Annotated in this window: 16 protein-coding genes and 1 pseudogene; 8 read left to right on the plus strand and 9 right to left on the minus strand. The window is 72.7% G+C overall.

Going from position 1 to position 15,195, the window contains the following annotated elements:
• Positions 1 to 25: 25 nt before the first annotated feature.
• Together ABD437_RS16560 and ABD437_RS16565 are read right to left on the minus strand one after the other, a co-directional pair.
• Positions 26 to 679: a response regulator gene (locus ABD437_RS16560; RefSeq protein WP_344649737.1), complete on the minus strand. Its 654-nt coding sequence runs from the start codon at positions 677 to 679 to the stop codon at positions 26 to 28.
• Positions 672 to 1,748, minus strand: coding sequence for a sensor histidine kinase (locus ABD437_RS16565; protein ID WP_344649738.1), 1,077 nt, complete (start codon positions 1,746 to 1,748; stop codon positions 672 to 674). Before ABD437_RS16565 ends, ABD437_RS16560 begins: the two co-directional genes overlap by 8 nt.
• Before the next feature lie 169 nt (positions 1,749 to 1,917).
• On the opposite strand from ABD437_RS16565, the gene ABD437_RS16570 reads away from it, so the two are divergent.
• The 3 genes from ABD437_RS16570 to ABD437_RS16580 are packed head-to-tail and all read left to right on the plus strand — an operon-like array spanning position 1,918 to position 4,435.
• Positions 1,918 to 2,229 (plus strand): hypothetical protein, encoded by a 312-nt coding sequence (locus ABD437_RS16570; protein ID WP_344649739.1) that lies wholly within the window; start codon positions 1,918 to 1,920, stop codon positions 2,227 to 2,229.
• Positions 2,230 to 2,243: 14 nt separating this feature from the next.
• A complete protein-coding gene (locus ABD437_RS16575) occupies positions 2,244 to 3,545 on the plus strand; it encodes a TIGR04013 family B12-binding domain/radical SAM domain-containing protein (protein WP_344649740.1) in 1,302 nt (433 codons plus the stop codon).
• Positions 3,546 to 3,562: 17 nt separating this feature from the next.
• Positions 3,563 to 4,435: an LLM class F420-dependent oxidoreductase gene (locus tag ABD437_RS16580; protein WP_344649741.1), complete on the plus strand. Its 873-nt coding sequence runs from the start codon at positions 3,563 to 3,565 to the stop codon at positions 4,433 to 4,435.
• A gap of 120 nt (positions 4,436 to 4,555) precedes the next feature.
• Here ABD437_RS16580 and ABD437_RS16585 read toward each other — a convergent pair whose 3' ends face one another.
• The 6 genes from ABD437_RS16585 to ABD437_RS16610 form a co-directional block, all read right to left on the minus strand.
• On the minus strand, positions 4,556 to 4,999 hold the full coding sequence (locus tag ABD437_RS16585) for a hypothetical protein (RefSeq protein ID WP_344649742.1): 444 nt from the start codon (positions 4,997 to 4,999) through the stop codon (positions 4,556 to 4,558).
• Positions 5,000 to 5,114: 115 nt separating this feature from the next.
• Positions 5,115 to 6,032 carry a methyl-accepting chemotaxis protein gene (locus ABD437_RS16590; protein WP_344649743.1) on the minus strand — a complete coding sequence of 306 codons (918 nt, stop codon included), beginning with the start codon at positions 6,030 to 6,032 and terminating at the stop codon, positions 5,115 to 5,117.
• A 5-nt stretch (positions 6,033 to 6,037) separates the two neighbouring features.
• A complete protein-coding gene (locus tag ABD437_RS16595) occupies positions 6,038 to 6,592 on the minus strand; it encodes a PAS domain-containing protein (protein WP_344649744.1) in 555 nt (184 codons plus the stop codon).
• 41 nt (positions 6,593 to 6,633) lie between these two features.
• Positions 6,634 to 7,407: an alpha/beta hydrolase gene (locus ABD437_RS16600; protein WP_344649745.1), complete on the minus strand. Its 774-nt coding sequence runs from the start codon at positions 7,405 to 7,407 to the stop codon at positions 6,634 to 6,636.
• 32 nt (positions 7,408 to 7,439) lie between these two features.
• On the minus strand, positions 7,440 to 8,696 hold the full coding sequence (locus tag ABD437_RS16605) for an MFS transporter (protein ID WP_344649746.1): 1,257 nt from the start codon (positions 8,694 to 8,696) through the stop codon (positions 7,440 to 7,442).
• Between the two features lie 77 nt (positions 8,697 to 8,773).
• A complete protein-coding gene (locus ABD437_RS16610) occupies positions 8,774 to 9,181 on the minus strand; it encodes a MarR family winged helix-turn-helix transcriptional regulator (RefSeq protein WP_344649747.1) in 408 nt (135 codons plus the stop codon).
• 76 nt (positions 9,182 to 9,257) lie between these two features.
• On the opposite strand from ABD437_RS16610, the gene ABD437_RS16615 reads away from it, so the two are divergent.
• The 5 genes and pseudogenes from ABD437_RS16615 (at position 9,258) to ABD437_RS16635 (ending at position 14,068) form a co-directional block, all read left to right on the plus strand.
• Entirely contained in the window at positions 9,258 to 10,424 is a 1,167-nt protein-coding gene (locus ABD437_RS16615) for a PucR family transcriptional regulator (RefSeq protein ID WP_344649748.1), read from the plus strand.
• A gap of 185 nt (positions 10,425 to 10,609) precedes the next feature.
• Positions 10,610 to 11,521: pseudogene (locus tag ABD437_RS16620) on the plus strand (ACP S-malonyltransferase); the annotation flags it as partial.
• A 14-nt stretch (positions 11,522 to 11,535) separates the two neighbouring features.
• Positions 11,536 to 12,495, plus strand: coding sequence for a beta-ketoacyl-ACP synthase III (locus ABD437_RS16625; RefSeq protein WP_344649749.1), 960 nt, complete (start codon positions 11,536 to 11,538; stop codon positions 12,493 to 12,495).
• Positions 12,496 to 12,525: 30 nt separating this feature from the next.
• Positions 12,526 to 12,771 (plus strand): acyl carrier protein, encoded by a 246-nt coding sequence (locus ABD437_RS16630; RefSeq protein ID WP_035849846.1) that lies wholly within the window; start codon positions 12,526 to 12,528, stop codon positions 12,769 to 12,771.
• A 4-nt stretch (positions 12,772 to 12,775) separates the two neighbouring features.
• A complete protein-coding gene (locus tag ABD437_RS16635; protein WP_344649750.1) occupies positions 12,776 to 14,068 on the plus strand; it encodes a beta-ketoacyl-[acyl-carrier-protein] synthase family protein in 1,293 nt (430 codons plus the stop codon).
• 118 nt (positions 14,069 to 14,186) lie between these two features.
• Here ABD437_RS16635 and ABD437_RS16640 read toward each other — a convergent pair whose 3' ends face one another.
• Positions 14,187 to 15,071 (minus strand): hypothetical protein, encoded by an 885-nt coding sequence (locus tag ABD437_RS16640; protein WP_344649751.1) that lies wholly within the window; start codon positions 15,069 to 15,071, stop codon positions 14,187 to 14,189.
• Between the last annotated feature and the right edge of the window lie 124 nt (positions 15,072 to 15,195).

Below are 15,195 nucleotides of genomic sequence, written 5' to 3' on the forward strand. Positions count from 1 at the left end.
ACGACATCACCCCTGGTCACCAGGCTTAGTCCCCGGGGCTGACCAACCCGAACTCGTAGGCCAGGATCACCAGCTGCACCCGGTCCCTGGCGTCCAGTTTGGTCAGCAGCCGGGCCACGTGGGCCTTCGCGGTGGCGATGCTGATGAACAGCTCGGCCGCGATCTCGGCGTTGGACAGTCCCCGTCCGACGAGCGTCAGGACTTCGCGTTCCCGGTCGGTGACCCCGGCGATCGAGGGGCGGCCCGCCGGCGCGGGTTTCCGCCCCGCCAGCGTGTCGACCAGCCGCCTGGTGACGCTCGGCGCGATGAGCGCGTCCCCGCCGGCCACCACCCGGATCGCGGCCAGGATGTCGTCGAGCCCCATGTCCTTGACCAGGAACCCGCTGGCGCCGGCACGCAGCGCCCCGTAGACGTACTCGTCGTCGTCGAACGTCGTCAGCACCACGACGCGGGTGTCCGGCAGGGTCTCGGCGATCAGCGCGGTCGCGGCGATCCCGTCCATCTCCGGCATCCGCAGGTCCATCACGACGACGTCGGGCCGGTGGGCACGCGCCAGCGCGACGGCCTCGGCGCCGGTGGCGGCCTCCCCCACCAGCTCGAGGTCGGCTTCCTCGGCGAGCAGCACCCGCAGCGCGGACCGGATCAACGGCTGATCGTCGGCCAGCACGACGCTAATCATGAAGGGGGATTGTGGCCGCCACCCGGAAGCCACCCTCGGGCCGGGGTCCGGCCGCGAACGTGCCGCCGAGCAGCGTGACCCGCTCGCGCATGCCGACGATGCCGTACCCGGTGCCGGGGGCGCCGGTTCCGGGGCCGTCGTCCAGCACCTCGATCGCCAGCTCGGCCTCCCGGTAGTCCAGCCGCACCGTGCAGGAGTCGGTGCCGGCGTGGCGGACCACGTTGGTCACCGACTCCTGCACGATCCGGTACGCCGAGAGCTCGAGGTCGGCCGGCAGTTCCCGGACCTCACCGGCGCGGGTCACCTCCACGCGCACGGAGGCGGCCAGCCGGTCGAGGTCGGCCAGGCGTGGCGTCGGCAGGGTGGGCGCGCCGGCGGGGTCCGAACGCCGGAGCGCGGCCAGCGTGCGCCGCAGTTCGGCCAGCGCCTCGCGCGACGTCGTCTCGATCGCGTCCAGCGCGTTGCGTGCCTCGACCGGCCGGGTCCCGATCACCCGCCGCCCCGCGCCGGCCTGGAACGCGATCACGCCCATGCTGTGCGCGACCAGGTCGTGCAGCTCACGCGCGATGCGCAGCCGTTCGGCCGCGACCGCGAGCTCGGTCTCCTCCCGGCGTCGCGCGACCACGCTCTCCCGGGTCTGCCGGATCGTGTTGCCCACCGCCCACCCGCACCCGATCGCCAGCGCGAACACCAGCGCAGTGGTGAGCACGCCGCCGCGGTCCACATAGAACGCCGCGCCGAGCAGCGCGAGCACCACGAACGCCACCCCGGCGCCCGGCAGCGAGGCCCGCCAGGACCGGACGGCGGCCAGCCGACCGACCGCGAGGATGGCCGCCGCGCAGCCGACCGGCCCGACCGTCTCCGGGTCGTAGAGCGGGGTGAGCAGCGCGGTGAACAGGAGCACCAGCCCCAGCCCGACGACCGGCCGGCTCCGCCACACGATCGGCCAGGCCAGCACCACGAACAGGGGCCCCACCACGCCGGGGCCGCCGCGGTTGCCGTAGGCCGCGACGAACAACGCACACAGCACTACGACGACCGTCACCGGAAGGACGTGCAGGCGTCGCATCCGCTCACGGTAGCCAGGTGCGATCACCGGCACAGTGGCCCGCGGGCGTACGCCTCCAGGCTGATCCGTTTCAGCTTCCCGGCTCACCGGGTAACCATCAGCTATCGCTCAGTGACTTCCTGACCCTCTTTCTGACTCCATTCAGTACGCCTGCGGGAGGCGATCCCCCATGCCCTCCGAAGTCCGACTCCCCGACGGAACCGCTGTCGTCATCCACTCCCCACCCGACGGACCCGACCGGACGTACTCCGGCACGTGGCTGGCCGAGCGCGTCTGCGACGGCACCCCGGGGCGGCCCGACCGCGTCGACGTCCACTACGACACCCCGACCGTCGGCGCCCGCGCCCCGGTCTCGGTCACGGTGTCCTGGCACGTGGCCCCGGAACGCCCGCCGTCGGCCGCGGACGCTCCTCCGGGCCCACCGCCCGGCGTCGTCGTCCCCACCCAGCGGCCGGGCGCCGCACCCCCCGCTCTGCCCTGAGCGAGAATGGCGGCGTGAGCGTCGCCGTCATCCTCCGGTACCGCAAGGCCGTGACCTACGGCCACCACGCTCTGCTCGGGGCGCTGGAGGCCGAGCCTCCGGAGACCCCGTTCACCGTCGCGTTCGCGACCTCGCCGCACGAGACCGCGGCGGCGGTCGGCTCCGCTCTGGACGAAGCCGACCGTGTGCTGGTGCTCTGGTCGTTCTACTCACCCGACGCCGACGCGCTCGCCGTCGAACTCGCCACCATCCGGGCCCTGGTGGACGACGAGCGCGTGCTGCACGTGGCCGGCGGGGTGCACGCCACCGCCGAGCCGCAGCAGGTGCTCGACGCGGGCTGGGACGTCGCCGCGATCGGCGAGGGTGAGACGACGATCATCCGGCTGGTCGACGCGGTCGGCACGGGTGCGCCGCTGACCGGCGTCCGCGGGCTGGCCGTCCGTGACGCCGACGGCGTGGCCCTGCGTACCGGCCCGGCGATCACCCGCGAGCTCGACGCGTTCGGCTCGTTCTCGTTGAAGCACCACAAGTACGGCCCGATCGAGCTCACCCGCGGCTGCATCTATGCCTGCAAGTTCTGCCAGACGCCGTTCATGTTCTCCGCGCGCTTCCGGCACCGCAGCGTCGAGAACGTCCGCTGGCACGTGCGTGCGATGGTCGCCGACGGCATGAAGGACGTGCGTTTCACGACGCCGACGTCGCTGTCGTACGGCACCCAGACCGAGGAGCCCGACCTCGACGCGGTGGAGGAGCTGCTCGGCACGGTGCGGGCCGAGCTGCCGCCGCACGGCCGGCTGTTCTTCGGGTCGTTCCCGTCGGAGGTGCGGCCCGAGCACGTCACGCCCGAGGCGATGCGGATGCTGCGCAAGTACGTGTCGAACGACAACATCATCATCGGTGCCCAGTCGGGGTCCGACCGGATGCTCGCGGCGTCGCGGCGCGGCCACGGCGCCGGTCCGGTGCTGGACGCGGTGCGGATCGCCGCCGAGGAGGGCTTCCGGCCCAACGTCGACTTCCTGTTCGGGATGCCGGGTGAGGACGCCGAGGACGCGGCGGCCTCGCTGCGGCTGGCCGAAGCCGTGGCGGCCCTCGGCGGACGCATTCACGCGCACACGTTCATGCCGCTGCCCGGCACACCCTGGCGGGACGCCGAGCCGGCGTTCGTGGCGGCCGACACGATCGCGACGTTCGACCAGCTCGCGGCGAGCGGAGCGCTCTACGGCCACTGGCGGCGCCAGGCCGAGCACGCGTCCCGGCTGGCCGAGACGGCGAAGGCCTACCCGCGCCGCGCGCCCCGGAGGCGCACCACCGGCTGACGGCTTACGGTTGGTCGGTGAAACTTGCGATCCACTACCCGAACTTCTCCTTTCCGGGCGGGAACACCGCGATCGCGCCGCTGCTCGCAGCGACCGCTCGCGCCGCCGACGAGGGCGGCGCGACCACCTTCACGTTGATGGACCACTGGTTCCAGATGGAGAACGTCGCGCCGGCCTCCGAACCGATGCTCGAGGGCTACACCGGGCTGGGCTTCCTGGCCGGCATCACCCGCCGGATCACGCTCGGGCTGCTGGTCACCGGCGTCACCTACCGCCATCCGGGCCTGCTGGCCAAGACCGTCGCGACGCTCGACGTGCTGTCCGAGGGGCGGGCGCTGTTCGGCATCGGCGCCGCCTGGTACGAGAGGGAGCACCACGCGCTCGGCGTCCCGTTCCCGCCGCTGGCCGAGCGGTTCGAGCGGCTGGAGGAGACGCTGCGGATCTCCCGGCAGATGTTCAGCGACGACGACGGTCCCTTCGAGGGCCGCCACTACCGGCTCGCGGAGACGCTCTGCGTGCCGCAGCCGATCCAGCGCCCCGGTCCGCGGGTGATGATCGGCGGTTCCGGCGAGAAGAAGACGCTCCGGCTGGTCGCGCAGTACGGCGATCTGTGCAACCTGTTCGCGCCCGACGTGGAGACCGTGGCCCACAAGATCGAGGTGCTGAACCGGCACTGCGCGGACCTGGGCCGCGACCCGGCGGAGATCGAGAAGACGATCATCACCGGCCTCGACCCGCTCGGCGACACCGACACGTTCCTGCGCACGATGGAGCAGTACGCGACGCTCGGCGTCGAGCAGGTGTGGGTGGGCAACCGGACGGTCGACGACCCGCCGAGCTGGGCCACCGAGGTGTGCGAGCGGGTGCTCCCCCGGCTGCGCGAGATCTGACGACGCGAAAGGCCGGGCAGCGCGTCGCGCTGCCCGGCCCGTGCTCCCCGACCGGTCGTCGACCGGCCCTCAGCCCCAGGGAGCTCCCTGCGCTCCGGACGTCGGCCGCCCGGTGCAGCCCTACCTCGACGACCCGGCGGAGCCCTGGGCCGGAACCGCACCGACCAGCGCGTAGTCGCTCTGCACGGCCAGCGCCGCCGACGTCCGGGTCGTGCTCCCGGTCACCGGGGTGCTGACCATGATGCGCCCGGTGGGAGCCGAGATCGGCCGGCGGCGCCGCAGCCACCGCGCCGAGCGCTCGGGAACGAGCAGCGCGACGGCGGCGGGCGCCAGGAGGAACGGCGCCGCGGCAACCGGGCCGACCACGTCGGCGGCGACGATCGCGAGGCCGGGGCTCACCGCGGCCAGGATCGCCGTGGCGTAGAGCGCCCAAGACCGGCCTTCGCGCAGGCCGAGCGCGACGGAGCAGGCCACCCAGGCCACGGCCAGCTGCCAGATCAGAACGCCCGGCACCGCGGCGACCGCGACCTCGGCCATCACCGCGGCCCCGAGCAACAGGGTCAAGAGAGACGCGACAGTAACCAGAGACGGACAAATCGCACGATGCTTCGCCATGCGCACAGATTAGAACTTCTGTGACGTAATTACACGAATGTGACACACCCGTGATTGCGTCGTGTCATCCCTGGCGCAGCACCGCCAGGAACTTCGTGACCTCGCTGCTGAGCGTCTCGGCCATCTGCGACAGGCCGCCGCCACCGGCGCCGCCGCCCTCGACCGCCTCGGCGATGCCGGCCGCCATCTGGTCCATCTCGGAGACCGACTCGGTGACGCTGCGGATCGCGGTGACCGCGTCGTCGGTACGCGAGCTCGCGTCGGTGACCTGCTCGAGAATGCGCTCGCTGGCGCGCGAGGTCTCGTCGGCGAGCTGCTTGACCTCGGTGGCGACCACGCCGAAGCCCTTGCCGGCCTCCCCCGCCCGAGCGGCCTCGATCGTCGCGTTGAGCGCCAGCAGCCGCGTCTGCGCCGAGATCTTCGTGATGATCTGGACGATCTGCTCGATCTGCGCCGAGGCCTCGCTCATCGTCCGGATCGTGGCCGTGGCCTGGTCGGTGGCCTCGACGGCCTTGCCGGTCGCGGTGGCCAGCGTCTGGGCCGACGCGCCGAGCTCGGTGGAGGCCGCGGCCACGGTCTCGGAGACCGAGAGCACCGCGTTCTCGAAGTCGGCCGCGAGGACGAGCCGGTGTTCGGCCACCTCGTCCACCCGTCGCGCGCTCGCCTGCATGGCCTCGCGGGCCACGTTTATCGACCGGGCCCCGGAGCGGAACGTGCCCTGCATGCCGCGCTCGAGGAACTTCCGGTGGAAACGCCCCTCGGTGGCCGAGGTCAGCGAGGCGGCGGCCTCCCGGATGAAGGCGTCGGTCATGTCGAGCAGGTGGTTCAGGCTGTGCCGGATCGTGGCGACGTCCGGGTAGCGGTCCTCGCCGGGCAGCTGCGGCACCCGCACCTCGAAGTCGCCCTTGCCGGTGGCCTCGCACGCGACGGCCAGCGCACGGAGCGCACCCCGGTAGACCTCGACCTCCGACTGTCCGTCCACGTTCTTCACCGGGCACCCGCCCTCGTCGACTCGAGCGACCAGACGAAGCGCTCGTACCCGCCGTGCTCCTCGGCTTTGCGGGTGAGCATCGCGGTGGAGGCCGCCAGCGCCTCGGACGACTTGGCGTGCCGACGTTCCTCGGCGACCAGCTGGCCGTAGAGCGGGCGGATCACGTCCATGCCGGCCCGGTCCGGCGTCCGCCGGTTGGAGTGGTACCCGATGATCTGGCCACCGGGCCCGAACGACGGCGTCACGTGGGCGAGCACCCAGTAGTGCGCACCGTCGCCGGCCAGGTTCACGACGTAGGCGAAGATCTCCTGGCCGGACTTGATCGTGTCCCAGAGCAGCTTGAAGACGCAGCGCGGCATGTCGGGGTGCCGGATCATGTTGTGCGGCTGACCGAGCACCTCGCTCTCGGGATACGCCGAGACGCGGAGGAACACGTCGTTGACGTAGGTCATGATCCCTTTGGCGTCGGTCTTGCTGACGATCAGCTCGTCCTCGGCCATCGTGCGTTCGACGCCGCTCGGCACGACCGCTTTTCGTGTCCGCTCCGCCATGACCATCCCCCCTTGGCGTTGTTAGCGGGGGATTCTACTGATCAGGCGTGGTATGTCCGGGTATTGACGGCGGCCACTACGTGTGGCCAGTCGGATGAGCCCGGGGTGATGACGCCGAAGTGGTCGGCCCCGGGAATCAGGGTCAGCGCGGCCCGGCCGTCGGCGGCGTAGTTGCGCGACACGGCCGGGGGGACGACGTCGTCGGCCTCGCCGTGCACGATCGTGACCGGAACGGCCGGCGCGGGCAGGCCGGTCGGGTCGGCGATCGCGTACCGCTCGGGCACCGACGCCGGCGAGCCGCCGAGGAACGCCTCGATCGCGCCGTCCCCCAGGCCCAGCTCCGCCCCCACCCGCAGATCGGCGACCGGCGCCAACGCCACCACTCCGGCGATCGGGACCGTCGCGGGCGCCGCGCCGGGGGCGCCCGCCGGCAGCGACGGGCGGGCAGCCGCCCACAGGGCCAGGTGACCGCCGGCCGAGTGGCCGGCGAGGATCAGCGGCCGGTCCGGCACGAGCGCGCCCGGCAGCGTGTCGATCAGCGTGGCGACGTCCTCGAGCGTGCCGGGGTAACCGCCGCCCGGCTGCCCCACCCGGCGGTACTCGGCGAGGAGAACCGCGTAACCGGCGTCGGCCAGCGCGGCCGCCAGCGGACGCGCGTGCGACCGGTCGTACCGCGCGCGCCAGTACCCGCCGTGCAGGAACAGCACCAACGCGGACGGGTCGGGCGCCTCGTAGAACTCGGCCACCTGGTCCGGCCCGGGTCCGTAGGCCAGCAGCCGACCCGGGCGCCCGCCCGGCGGCAACGGTTCGCTCATGCGTCGTTTCTACCCGCCGGCCCGGCCGCGGGTCAGTCGGCGTCAGCGGCGGTCATGACGGCCGCCTCGGCCGGGGTGCCCTCGGCGGGCTCGTGCCGGTCGACGTGGCGCAGGTACCCGCGCCCGAGCCACAGCGCGACGACCGCCAGCCCCACCCCGAACGCCCCGACGTAGAACGGGATCTCGGCGTTGACCTCCTCGGCGAGCTTCGTCGCCAGGTACGGCGCGATCGCCCCACCGATGAACCGCACGAAGCTGTACGCCGCCGACGCCACCCCGCGCTCGACCGGCGCGGCCTCCATCACGCACTCGGTGATCAGCGTGTTGTTGATGCCGAGCAGCAGGCCGGCCGCGACGACACAGACGACGAGCGTCGCCGGCGAGGACACCCCGAACCCCATCACGACCAGCAACAACGCCAGCGCGGCGAGGTTCACGTACATCGTCCGCAGCGTGCCGAACACCCGCTGCAGCCGCGGCGCGACGAACACCGACGTGAACGCGAGGCACAGCCCCCAGCCGAAGAACACCAGGCCGAGACCGTGCGCGTCCATGCCCAGCGGGAACGGGGTGTAGGCCAGCAGCGTGAAGAACCCGAAGTTGTAGAATAGCGCGGTCAGCCCCAGCGTCAGCAGGCCGCGGTGGCGCAGCGCCCGGAACGGGTCGAGCACCGACGTGGTCCGGGTGGCCTTCGGGATCGGCGGCAGCAGCGCCAGGATCGCCACGAACGCGACCGCCATCAGCACCGCGACGCCGAAGAACGGCCCGCGCCAGCTGATGCCACCGAGCACCCCGCCGAGCAGCGGCCCGGTCGCGATGCCGAGCCCGAGCGCGGCCTCGTACAGGATGATCGCGCTGGCCACCCCGCCGCTCGCGGCCCCGACGATCGTGGCGAGCGCGGTCGCGATGAACAACGCGTTGCCCAGGCCCCAGCCGGCCCGGAACCCGACGATCGCGCCGATCGAGTCGGAGGCGCCGGCCAGCGCCGCGAACACGACGATCACCGCGAGCCCGGAGAGCAACGTCCAGCGCGGCCCGATCCGGCTGGACACCACGCCGGTGATCAGCATCGCGACGCCGGTCACGGCCATGTAGCTGGTGAACAGCAGCGACGTCTGGCTCGGGGTGGCGTCCAGGTCACGGGCGATCGCCGGCAGGATCGGGTCGACCAGCCCGATGCCCATGAACGCGATCACCGACGCGAACGCCACCGCCCACACCGCCATGGGCTGGCGCAGGATGCTCGGCCGCGCGGCCGGCGCCGCTTCTCGCTGGGCGAGGTCGGTCATGATGTCTCCCTCGGTTCGTGCCACGTCCGCCGCCTCGCCGCGGTTCGCCGCTCGGCGTCGATGAACGGTCTTAACGGTCAGTCGGTCGCCAACAGGGCGTCGAGCGCGGGTAGTGCGGCCCGGAGGGCCGTGCGGTCCGGCTCGGAGAGCCGGGCCAGCCGCTCGTCCAGCGCCCGGCCGGAGGCGACCCGCACCTCGGCCACCTCGGCGGCGCCCCGCTCGGTGACGGTCACGGTGACCGCGCGACCGTCGGTGGGGTCGGGCCGGCGCGTGACCCAGCCGGCCTTCTCCATGCGGTCGACGAGCGCGGTCATCGACGGCTGCGCGGTGCGCTCCGCCGCCGCGAGCGCGCTGACGCGTTGCGGGCCGTCGGCCAGCAGCCGCCCGAGCGTTCTCGCCTGGGCGACGCTCGGCCCGGCGACGACGTCGGTGGCGATCAACCGGTGCAACCGGGCGATCCGGACGTACAGCTCTTCGCCTAGCACCCCGTCGACACTACTACATAGTTGCGCTATCTAACTAGTTTGGTCGCTCGCCTGGCTGACGTGGGACGCTTCGCCCGTGACCTCCGCTCCACTCGCCGCGACGCTCCGCCGGATCGAACGGGCCTCCGGCGCGCTGGCGACGCGGAGCGTGGCGCGGATGGACGACACGCTCCCCTGGTTCCGCGCGCTCCCGGCCGACCAGCGCTCCTGGGTGACGCTCGTCGTGCAGGCCGGCATCGGGTCACTGGTGCAGTGGATGCGCAGCCCGATCAGCCGCCCGAAGGTCACCGGCGACGTGTTCGGCGCCGCGCCGCGCGAGATGGCCCGCTCGGTGACGCTCCAGCAGGCGTTGGCGATGGTGAAGATCACCGTCGAGGTGGCCGAGGAACAGGCCGGTGAGCTGGCCGCGCCGGGCGAGGAGTCCGAGCTGCGGGAGGCGATCCTGCGGTACTCGCGCGAGGTCGCGTTCGCCACCGCCGAGGTCTACGCCCGGGCGGCGGAGACCCGCGGCGCCTGGGACCTGCGCCTCCAGGCCCTCCTGGTCGACGCCCTGCTGCGTGGCGACCCGGCCGACGCGCTGGCCAGCCGGGCGGCCGCCCTGGGGTGGACCGACCTGTCCCCCGTCTCGGTGGTGATCGGCACCGCACCCGGGTCGGCCACCGTGGCCGACTCCGACCAGATCGTCGACAGCCTCGTGCACATCGGCCGGCGGGCCGGGCTGGACGTGCTGGCCGGCGTCCAGGGGCAGCGGCTGGTCGCCGTGCTCGGTGGGGCCGACGATCCGGTGCGGGCCACCCAGATGCTGCTCGCGGAGTTCGGGCCGGGCCCGGTGGTGGTCGGCCACGCGGTGCCGGCCCTGTCCGGGGCACCGGAATCCGCGCGCGCGGCCGAGGCCGGCTGGCGGGCCGTGGCGGCCTGGCCGGCGGCGCCCCGGCCGGTCGCCGCGGCCGACCTGCTGCCCGAACGGGTGCTCGCCGGTGACACCGAGGCCCGGCGCCGGCTGGTGTCCGACGTCTACAAGCCGCTCGACGCGGCCGGGCCCACGCTCGTCGAGACGCTCTCGGTCTACCTCGACAGCGGCGGCACCCTCGAAGGCACCGCCCGGATGCTGTTCGTGCACCCCAATACCGTGCGTTACCGTCTGCGACGAATCGGGGAAATCACCGGCCTGGCCCCGACGAACCCCCGGGAGGCGTTCAGCCTGCGGCTCGCCCTCGCCATCGGGCGCATGCACGGGCACTGAGTTCTTTTCGACCGACCCCTCGGGCGGCGTTCACCCTGCGGAAATCCATGAGGTTGAAAAGAGCTCAGCAAGTGACGCGCGTCGCGCGCATCCCGCTTCCTTTGGAGGTTTCCTCCAAAAACCTGCGTGGGAGTTAGTGGCTCGCCCTACCGCGAAAGAACCGGTTCAGTTGCGAGGCTTCTTACGTGCTCGCCCTACTCGCCCCCGGACAGGGCTCGCAGAAGCCAGGTTTCCTCACCCCGTGGCTCACCGGTTGGGACGGCGCCGACCGGGCCACCGCCGCGCTCCGCTCGTACTCCGAGGTCACTGATCTCGACCTCGTGCGGCTGGGGACCGAGGCCGATGCCGACGAGATCCGGGACACCGCCAAGACCCAACCCCTGCTGGTCGCCGCCGGGCTCACCGTCGCGGCCTTCCTGCCGGTCGACCGGGCTTCGGTCGTCGCCGGCCACAGCATCGGTGAGCTGACCGCCGCCGGGCTCGCCGGGGTGCTCTCGCCCGACGACGCCGTCGCGCTGGCCGCCGCCCGCGGACGGGAGATGGCCGCCGCGTGCGCGCTCGAACCCACCGGGATGAGCGCGGTGCTCGGCGGTGTCGAGGCCGAGGTGCTGGAGCGTCTCGACGCGCTCGGCCTCCACCCGGCCAACCGCAACGGCGCCGGTCAGATCGTCGCGGCCGGCCCACTGCCCGCCCTGGCGAAGCTGGCCGACGACCCGCCGGCCCGGGCGCGGGTGATCGCGCTGCAGGTCGCGGGCGCGTTCCACACGCCGTACATGGCGCCGGCCCGGGAGGCCCTCGGGTCGGTGGAGGTCACCGTGGGTGAGCCCACCGCCACCCTGCTGTCGAACGCCGACGGCGCCGCGGTCACCTCCGGGGCGGATGCCCTCGCCCGGATCGTCGCCCAGGTCACCTCGCCGGTGCGGTGGGACTCCTGCCAGGCCACCCTGCTGGAGCTGGGGGTCACCGCGGCGATCGAACTCGCCCCGGCGGGTACGCTCGCGGGGCTGGCCAAGCGCGCGATGAAGGGCGTCCAGGTCGTCACCGTCAACACACCAGACGACCTGCCGGCTGCCGCCGAGCTGATCGCCGCGCACAGTTCGGAGGACCCCCGATGAGCCGCTACACCGACGGACCCGGCGCCCGCGTCGTCGGCCTCGGTCACTACCAGCCCGCACGCATCGTCACCAACGACGACCTGACCACCCAGTTCGGCGTCGAGACCAACGACGCCTGGATCCAGGACCGGGTGGGCATCAAGGCCCGCCGGTTCGCCGCCGAGGGCGAGACGTGCCTGGACATGTCGGTGGCCGCGGCCGGTAAGGCGCTGGCCAACGCCGGCATCGAGGCCGCCGACGTCGACCTGGTGATCGTCGCCACGCTCACGCCCCCGACCATGCTGCCGAACGTCGCCAGCCAGGTGGCCGCGCGGCTGGGCATCAACGCGCCGGGTGCGTTCGACGTCAACACCGCCTGCTCGGGCTTCAGCTACGGGCTGGCCACCGCGCAGCACGCGATCGTGTCCGGGGCGGCGAAGACCGCGCTGGTGATCGGCGCCGAGAAGCTCACCGACGTGATCGACTTCGCCGACCGCACCACGTGCATCCTGTTCGCCGACGGCGCCGGGGCCGCGGTGGTCACCGCGGCCGAGCAGAACGGCATCGGCCCGGTGTACTGGGGCAGCGACGGCCCCCGCGGGGACGTGCTCAACATCGACGACGACGGCTTCATCCGGCAGGAGGGCCAGGCCGTCTTCCGCTGGGCGACGACCGCGCTCGCCCCGTTCGCCCGCGCCGCGTGCGAGCGCGCCGGTGTCGACCCCGCCGACCTGGTGGCGTTCATCCCGCACCAGGCCAACGTCCGCATCATCGATCACATCGCCAAGCGCCTCGGGGCGACGAACGCGGTGATCGCCCGGGACATCGTCGAGTCCGGCAACACGTCGTCGGCCTCGATCCCACTGGCCCTCTCGAAGCTGGTCGAACGGGGTGAGCTGCCCTCCGGCGGCCCGGCCCTGCTGTTCGGCTTCGGTGGGGGTCTCACGTACGCCGGCCAGGTCATTACCATCCCCTGAGCCGTCACCACAGAGAGGAATGCGTCAACAGTGAGCAGCAACGACGAGATCCGCGCCGGTCTGGCTGAGATCCTCGAGGAGATCGCCGACGTCCAGAAGGACGACGTCGCCGACGACAAGTCGTTCACCGACGACCTGGACGTGGACTCGCTGTCCATGGTCGAGGTCGTGGTGGCCGCGGAGGAGAAGTTCGGCGTCAAGATCCCGGACGACGACGTGCAGGGTCTGAAGACCGTCGGCGACGCGGTGGCTTACATCTCCCAGGCGCAGGCCTGATCGTATGACCGAGCGCCCCTCCGCTGAGGTCCCCGCCGCTCAGGCGGTTTCCGCCGCCTCGGCGCCCACCGGCGCCGGGGCGAACGTCGAGGTGCTCGTCACCGGGCTGGGTGCCACCACCCCGCTCGGTGGCGACGTCGCCTCCACCTGGCAGGCGATGCTGGACGGCAAGTCCGGCGTCGCGGCACTGACCGACGACTGGGCCACCGATCTGCCGGTGCGGATCGCCGCCAAGCTCGCGGTCGAGCCCACCGAGGTCATCGAACGGGTCAAGGCGCGCCGCATGGACCGCGTGCAGCAGGTCGCCGTCGTGGCCGCACGCGAGGCCTGGCAGGACGCCGGTGCGCCGGACGTCGACCCGATGCGCGTCGCCGTGGTCGTCGGCTCCGGCATCGGTGGCGCGCTGACGCTGCTCGGCCAGTGGGACGTGCTCCGGGAGAAGGGCCCCCGCCGGGTCTCCCCGCTCACCATCCCGATGCTGATGCCGAACGGGCCGGCCGCCGTCGTCGGGCTGGAGCTCGGCGCGAAGGCCGCGGTCCGGGCCCCCGTGTCGGCCTGCGCCACCGGCGCCGAGGCGATCGCGATGGGGCTGGAGCTGATCCGGTCCGGCAAGGCCGACATCGTCCTGGCCGGCGGCGCCGAGGCCTGCATCCACCCGCTGCCGATGGCCGGCTTCGGGGCCATGCGCGCCATGTCGACGCGCAACGACGAGCCCGAGCGCGCGTCGCGTCCGTTCGACAAGGCCCGGGACGGGTTCGTCCTGGGTGAGGGCGGCGGCATGGTCGTGCTCGAGCGGGCCGAACACGCCCGCGCCCGGGGCCGCTCCGGGTACGCGGTGCTGGCCGGGGCCGGCATCACGGCCGACGGCTACGACCTCGTGCAGCCGGACCCCTCGGGTTCCGGGCAGGCGCGGGCCGTGTCCGAGGCGCTGGCCGACGGCGGCCTCACCGGCGCCGACATCCAGCACGTCAACGGCCACTCCACGTCGACGCCGGCCGGCGACATGGGTGAGCTGCTGGCACTGCGCACCGCGATCGGGGACCACCCGGTCGTCACCGCGACGAAGTCGATGACCGGGCACCTGCTCGGCGCGGCCGGCGCGGTGGAGGCGATCGCGACCGTGCTGGCGATCCGGGACGGCGTGGTTCCGCCCACGATCAACCTGGAGAACCCGGACGACGGGGTCTGCCTGGACATCGCGGCGAACACCCCGCGCAAGATGAAGATCAGCGCGGCGATCAACGACTCGTTCGGCTTCGGCGGCCACAACGTGGCTCTGGCGTTCCGAGAGCTCTGAGTCCTACCCCGTCGGGCCCGATCCCTTCGGGGAACGGGCCCGACGGGTTTTCGGGGCTACGGCGGGTTTTCGGGGTTACCGGGGCTGTCGTAGGCCCGGGAATCCGTCGTCGGGCCGGTTACTTGTCGTAGGCCCGGTTGCGAGCCAGCGCGCGGCGGAGTTGATCGCAGAAGATGCGGAACCGCGCGGGCTCCCGTAGCTGCTCCTTGGTGAGGAAGAAAACCTCCCACCCGGCGTCGTGAATCCGGTTGAGGCGCATCCGATCGCGACCGATCCGCTCGGCGTGCACCTCGCCCTCGTACTCGACCGCCACCCTGGCCTCCGGCCAGGCCAGATCGAAGCGGGCGACGAACCTTCCGGCACGGTGCAGTTCGTACTGGGACGTCGGCCTGGGGAAGCCCGCCGACACCAGCAGGACCCGGCTGCGCGACTCCTGGGGCGATTCGGCCAGCGGGTCGGCGAGATCGATCGCCCGTGCCGCCGGGGACTCCGGATCGGCCGCGACCCACGGATCCATCGCGCGCCTGCTCGGCCGCTGGTGACGGAACACGACGTTCAGGGCGGCCACCGCCTCCAGCACGTTCCGCGCGGACGCGATCTCCCAAGCCGTCCGCAGCCGGATGGTGCGGGGCAGCTCACCCGGCACGAGGTGGTCGGCCGGCAGGTAGGGCGTCCGGGTGAGCCGGCACCCGCGCCGCTCCCACCGGGTGCCGGACGGTGCGATGACGTGGACGAGGTCGTCCGGCTCGCCGATCGGGACGCCGTCGAGGCAGGCCGCCGATACACCGGTGAGCGCGCCGCCCCCGGGGAGGATCAGCCTCGCCGCCCGGCACCGCAGCGCGTAGCTCACCGGGACGGCCGCGTCCACGTACACGTCGCGGTAGAGCTTCCGCCAGGCCTGGCCGCGGAGCTGATCGGGCGTCAGGAGACCGGCCCGGACGGCGTCGGAGCCGCGGAAGAACGCGCGGCGGAGACGGGCCGGGCGATACGGAGAGCGTGGCACCGGACCACGATGAGCGCTCGGAGGGTTAGCGCGCCGAGACCGTCCACAGGTTCCCGGGCCTACGACGTCTTCCCGGGCCCTTGGAGTCAACCGGTCGTGGCAACGGTATTAGGCGGCGTGGTTG

Source organism: Cryptosporangium japonicum (genome assembly GCF_039524755.1).
Lineage (GTDB): Bacteria > Actinomycetota > Actinomycetes > Mycobacteriales > Cryptosporangiaceae > Cryptosporangium > Cryptosporangium japonicum.

What these genes read in the sequence shown, in the direction of transcription:
- ABD437_RS16600 (WP_344649745.1), bottom strand. Translation starts at nt 7,407, where the DNA reads ATGAGCGAACCGTTGCCGCCGGGCGGGCGCCCGGGTCGGCTGCTGGCC.
- ABD437_RS16625 (WP_344649749.1), top strand. Translation starts at nt 11,536, where the DNA reads ATGAGCCGCTACACCGACGGACCCGGCGCCCGCGTCGTCGGCCTCGGT.
- ABD437_RS16570 (WP_344649739.1), top strand. Translation starts at nt 1,918, where the DNA reads ATGCCCTCCGAAGTCCGACTCCCCGACGGAACCGCTGTCGTCATCCAC.
- ABD437_RS16560 (WP_344649737.1), bottom strand. Translation starts at nt 679, where the DNA reads ATGATTAGCGTCGTGCTGGCCGACGATCAGCCGTTGATCCGGTCCGCG.
- ABD437_RS16635 (WP_344649750.1), top strand. Translation starts at nt 12,776, where the DNA reads ATGACCGAGCGCCCCTCCGCTGAGGTCCCCGCCGCTCAGGCGGTTTCC.
- ABD437_RS16605 (WP_344649746.1), bottom strand. Translation starts at nt 8,696, where the DNA reads ATGACCGACCTCGCCCAGCGAGAAGCGGCGCCGGCCGCGCGGCCGAGC.
- ABD437_RS16565 (WP_344649738.1), bottom strand. Translation starts at nt 1,748, where the DNA reads ATGCGACGCCTGCACGTCCTTCCGGTGACGGTCGTCGTAGTGCTGTGT.
- ABD437_RS16595 (WP_344649744.1), bottom strand. Translation starts at nt 6,592, where the DNA reads ATGGCGGAGCGGACACGAAAAGCGGTCGTGCCGAGCGGCGTCGAACGC.